The 3869-nt window shown below is 66.6% G+C and carries 4 protein-coding genes and 1 pseudogene; 3 read left to right on the top strand and 2 right to left on the bottom strand.

Features of this window, described 5'->3' with window-relative positions; genetic code table 11:
- Positions 1-258: pseudogene (locus tag H8A95_RS41935) on the bottom strand (polysaccharide deacetylase family protein); the annotation flags it as partial.
- A 219-nt stretch (positions 259-477) separates the two neighbouring features.
- Here H8A95_RS41935 and H8A95_RS41930 point away from each other — a divergent pair.
- A complete protein-coding gene (locus tag H8A95_RS41930; protein ID WP_229188297.1) occupies positions 478-759 on the top strand; it encodes a hypothetical protein in 282 nt (93 codons plus the stop codon).
- Between the two features lie 151 nt (positions 760-910).
- Positions 911-1126: a cysteine rich repeat-containing protein gene (locus tag H8A95_RS41925; RefSeq protein ID WP_229188296.1), complete on the top strand. Its 216-nt coding sequence runs from the start codon at positions 911-913 to the stop codon at positions 1124-1126.
- Between the two features lie 58 nt (positions 1127-1184).
- Here H8A95_RS41925 and H8A95_RS41920 read toward each other — a convergent pair whose 3' ends face one another.
- A complete protein-coding gene (locus H8A95_RS41920; protein WP_229188295.1) occupies positions 1185-2864 on the bottom strand; it encodes an MFS transporter in 1680 nt (559 codons plus the stop codon).
- 162 nt (positions 2865-3026) lie between these two features.
- Here H8A95_RS41920 and H8A95_RS41915 point away from each other — a divergent pair.
- Positions 3027-3869 (top strand): esterase/lipase family protein (locus tag H8A95_RS41915; RefSeq protein ID WP_476727262.1); only part of this gene is annotated, 843 nt, incomplete at its 3' end.

The following is a 3869-nucleotide window of genomic DNA, read 5'->3' as shown; positions in this document are numbered from 1 at the left end:
CGGAGCCGGTGCCGCAGCGGGGGCAGCCGCCGGAGCTGCCGCCTGGGTGGCGTCGGCGCGCTTCGACAGCGCAGCGGTCGTCTCGACATCGTCCTTGGCGGCCTGTTTTGCCGCCGCAGGGAGCGGATCGGCCTTGGCTGCGGCCGCGGTTTGCGGAGGAGCCGCGTCGGCACGCGGGGAGGAGGTCCAGAACCACACGCCGGCGATCACAATCGCCGCTACAACACTGGCCAGCATCAGGCCCAACGCACTACGCATCGCTACACACTCTCTCGGAACTTAAGGATACGCCACAGCCGTAACGAGCGATTAATGCCAACAAGGTCTTAACGCGGTCCCAACAAGGCGCCGGAACGACAAGAAAAAGCGGGCCTTATCCATACGTGATGACCATCACGGTCGGTCAGCTCGCTCCCGGGCAGGATTGGACCCATCAAACAAGGGCACCGCCATCTGCGGCGCCGATGGGAGCCGATCATGACCAGCATTTTCAAAAACCGGGTTCACGGTCGCAGGGCCGGCGTCGCGTTGGCCGTTGCGGCCACGGTGTCCCTGCTGTCGTCGACCGCAACCTTCGCGTTCAGCGCCGAGGCGCAGCAGATGTGCTCGGGGGACGCGTTCCGCCTGTGCAGCGCGGAGATCCCGAACATCCCCAGGATCACCGCCTGCATGGTCAGGAATCGCTCCCAGCTGACCAGCGGCTGCCGCGTCGTGCTGGATCGCGATCTCGCCGCGCAGCGCAGGGCGGCCGCCGAGTGATTCGCGGCATCGAATGAGGTGACGGGACGCCGAGCCGTGCCCGGGTGATCACCTCAGGGCGGAGCCGGCCGGTTCGGTTCGCCGTTTCAAGCTTCTTCGCGGCTCTGAAACGCTATAGAATCAGCGTTCTATTCCTTCGAGGCTTTGAGAGATGATCCGATTTCTGTTTGCCGTCGTTCCACTGGTTCTATTGACGTCGGCCGCTTCGGCACAGCAGCAGGGGCGTGATGCCTGCTCACGCGATGCCTCGCGGTTCTGCCGCGCCCATCTCAGCGAGGGCGATCAGGTCGTGCTGGCCTGCCTGAAGGAACACCGCAGCCGCCTCAGCAAGGCCTGCCAGCAGACGCTCGCCGAAAACGGGCAGTAATTCTGACCGTCGCCATTCCCGGCTCGCGCTTCGCGCGCCCCGGAATGACGACCAAAGATTATGTGCTGCTTCCCGCCGCGGTCGCGACCACCGGGATCACCTCCTTGGCGGCGCGGTCCGGGGTCTCGTCCTTCCAGCGCACCGAGCCGAACGGACGCTCCAGCATCCGGCGCACGCGGATCGGCTCGGCGCCGATGTGGAAGTCGGCCGCCTTCTGATGCAGTTCGCGCTCGATCTGGGTGGCGCGGTTGCGCTGGCGCAGGAAATCCAGCCAGGTCGGGCAATGATAGCGCTCGGTCCATAATTCGGGATCGGCGATGTCGCGCGCGATCGACCAGCCATAAGCGCCGTTGCGCTGGCGGCTGAGCTGCACGTCCTGCATCACATTGTGGAAGGCGCGGGCCTTGTCCTGTGACACCCGGTATTCGATCTCGACCACCAACGGCCCGCTGCGCCCGGTCAGTTGCAGCCGCACCTCGGGATCGGCCAGTGTGTCGGTGGCGTCCTCGTTGCGCGCGCCGATCGGCGGCATCCTGAGCCAGATGCCGAGCACCGGCGACAGCAGCATCAGACCGGCGGAGATCAACAGCGCCATCTCGACGCCGCCCATATCCGTGATGCGGCCCCAGCACCAGCTTCCGATCGCAATGCCGCCGGCGATCGAGGCCTGAAATGCCGCAAGCGAACGGCCCGCTACCCAGCGCGGCGCCGAGAGTTGCACGCCGATATTGAACAGCGCGATCGCCAGCATCCACACCGCGCCTGCGACCACCAGCGCGGCAGCGGTGATCACCGGCTGCTTGCTCACGGCAACGGCGGCGATCGCCGCGCCCATGGTCAACGCACAGACGCGGATCGCGGCCTCGCCGCTGAGCCGGCTGCGGATCTCGCTGATGTTGAGCGCGCCGATCACCGCGCCCATGCCGAAAGCGCCGAGCATGATGCCGTAGGTCTGCGCGCCGCCATGCAAGAGGTCGCGTGCCACCAGCGGCATCAGCGCCGAGACCGAGCCGCCGATGATGCCGGTCACCATGGTGCGGGTCAGCACGATCCTGATCGACGGTGAATTGGTGATGTAGCGCACGCCGGAGACGATGGCGCGGTTCAGCCGCTCGCGCGGCAGCCGCGACGGCTCGCTGACGCGATTCCACAGGAACAGCACGACGAGCAACGGCAGATACAGCACGGCATTGGCGGCGAACGCCGCCACGGCGCCTGCGGAGGCGACCACGATGCCGCCGATCGCCGGACCGAAGCTGCGCGCGATGTTGTAGCTGATGCCGTTCAGCGCGACCGCGGCGGGCAGCGTCTCCGTGGGCACCTGCTCGCTGACCGAGGATTGCCAGGCCGGGCCGAACAGCGCCATGCCGCTGCCGACGACGAAGCACAGCGCGAGCAGGATGTTCGGCGTCACCAGGTTGAGCCAGGCCAGCACCGTCAGCGTGGTGGCGCCGGAGAGCGCGATCATAAGCGACACCAGCGCGACAATGCGGCGGTCATGCATGTCGGCGATGGCGCCGGCGGGCATCGAGATCAGCATCACCGGCAGCATCAGCGCGGTCTGCACCAGCGCGACCTTGTCGGCCTCCGAGGCCATCTGGGTCATCGCCCAGGCGGCGCCGACGCCCTGGATCAGGATGCCGAGATTGGAGAGCAGGCTGGCGAGCCAGATTCGCCGGAAGATTGAATGCCGCAACGGTGCAGTGATACTGTCGGGACGCTTCCGCGGTTCGGTCATATCCGGTTCCGGTTGGCCTGCTATGAATTGTCGAATGATTCCGGCTGCATCAACTGATGCCCGCGAAACGCGTGCCCTGTCCAGCGATTACGGTATCCTTGGCGGGTATAGGACACAGCTAAAGCACTGAAAGACCTCAGGAAGGGTTGGGGAAGGGGACCGATGGCGCTGTCGCGGCGGAGATTTTTGCAAGGGGCCGGCGCCTTGTCGCTGCTGGCGGGCCGTCTTTCCGTCCCAGCGCTGGCCCAGCCGGCGCCCGTCGGCGACATCCCGCCGATCCTGTTCGTGCACGGCAATGGCGATCACGCCGCCCTCTGGATGACGACGCTCTGGCGGATGGAAGCCAATGGCCTGCCGCGCGAGCGCATGGCTGCGATCAACTTCACCGATCCCCTGGCGCGCGCTGACGATAAGGTCGAGCAGGCGGGCCGCTCCTCGACCGAGGACCAGCGCCGCGAGCTCGCCGAGGCGGTCAGGGAGCTGAAGCAAAAGAGCGGCGCCGCGCGCATCGCGCTGGTCGGGAATTCCCGCGGCGGCAATGCGATCCGCAACTTCATCAAGAATGGTGGCGGCGGCGACATCAGCCACGCGGTGCTGTGCGGCACGCCCAATCACGGTGTCTACGCATGGGACGACGGGCTCGGCAACGAGTTCAACGGGCGCGGTCCGTTCCTGCGCGGGTTGAACGACGGCGACAGCGAAGTGACTGCCGGCACCGCATTCCTGACCTTGCGCAGCGACGGCATCGATAAATATGCCCAGGCCGACGGCCGCTTCGTCGGCAAGCCGGGCACGCCGACCAACGTCACATCAGAAGGCCCGGCGCTGAAAGGCGCGACCAATCTGGTGCTCGGCGCGGTCGATCATCGCGAGACCGCGTATCATCCGCGCGCCTTTCGCGAGATCTACAAATTCATCGCCGGGCATGAGCCGTCGCGGATCGAGATCGTGCCTGAGACGGCGGTGAGGCTGAGCGGCGTCGTCACGGGCACGCCCGGCGGCGTG

Source organism: Bradyrhizobium oropedii (genome assembly GCF_020889685.1).
GTDB lineage: Bacteria > Pseudomonadota > Alphaproteobacteria > Rhizobiales > Xanthobacteraceae > Bradyrhizobium > Bradyrhizobium oropedii.
This window is presented reverse-complemented; position numbering and strand designations above follow the sequence as displayed.

What these genes read in the sequence shown, in the direction of transcription:
- H8A95_RS41930 (WP_229188297.1), top strand. Translation starts at nt 478, where the DNA reads ATGACCAGCATTTTCAAAAACCGGGTTCACGGTCGCAGGGCCGGCGTC.
- H8A95_RS41925 (WP_229188296.1), top strand. Translation starts at nt 911, where the DNA reads ATGATCCGATTTCTGTTTGCCGTCGTTCCACTGGTTCTATTGACGTCG.
- H8A95_RS41920 (WP_229188295.1), bottom strand. Translation starts at nt 2,864, where the DNA reads ATGACCGAACCGCGGAAGCGTCCCGACAGTATCACTGCACCGTTGCGG.